General features: G+C 51.5%; 1 protein-coding gene. It reads right to left on the bottom strand.

All coding sequences use genetic code 11. The features are described from left to right. Nucleotides 1-133: 133 nt before the first annotated feature. Complete coding sequence (locus B2Y11_RS02565) at nucleotides 134-307, bottom strand: hypothetical protein (RefSeq protein ID WP_291055816.1); 174 nt, start codon at nucleotides 305-307, stop codon at nucleotides 134-136. Nucleotides 308-468 lie beyond the last annotated feature (161 nt).

Below are 468 nucleotides of genomic sequence, written 5' to 3'. Positions count from 1 at the left end.
AATGACGTAGAGGCAGGAAGCAGACTGTCATTTGGTCAATTTCTATGAAAATTTATGTATACAAAAGCTCCCCCTGTGATGACAGTCTGATTTCTTACTGTCTCTCACAGGGGGAGCCCATCATTTACATCTTTTATTCCCTTTTCAAGCCGCCGTGAAGCTTCATCTTCCGTTCCCGGCAGGCAGGGCATTCTCCGCCCCCGCCGCAGCAGCTGCCGCCGCCCAGGGTGACACGGAAAATATGACGACAGGCAAGGACGAAGAGAATGGCAATGATGGCCAGCAGGGCATAGGTGCCGATGCTCATGGATATCCTTCCTTTCTATATGACAGGCCTTTCGGCGTGAGGGTTCTGAAGGTTCTTAGGTTTCTCAGGTTTGACAGCCCCTTCGGGGCTGAGGGTTGTGGTGGCGTCCTGGAGGCGCAAATTGTAGTACCGTTTCCCTTGGGAAGCACTGATTAATTCAT

Source organism: Dialister sp. UBA1703, assembly GCA_002320515.1.
Taxonomy (GTDB): Bacteria; Bacillota; Negativicutes; order Veillonellales; family Dialisteraceae; genus Dialister.
This window is presented reverse-complemented; position numbering and strand designations above follow the sequence as displayed.

Bases quoted from the DNA above. Each gene is read 5' to 3' on its own strand.
- B2Y11_RS02565 (WP_291055816.1), bottom strand. From the start codon at position 307: ATGAGCATCGGCACCTATGCCCTGCTGGCCATCATTGCCATTCTCTTC.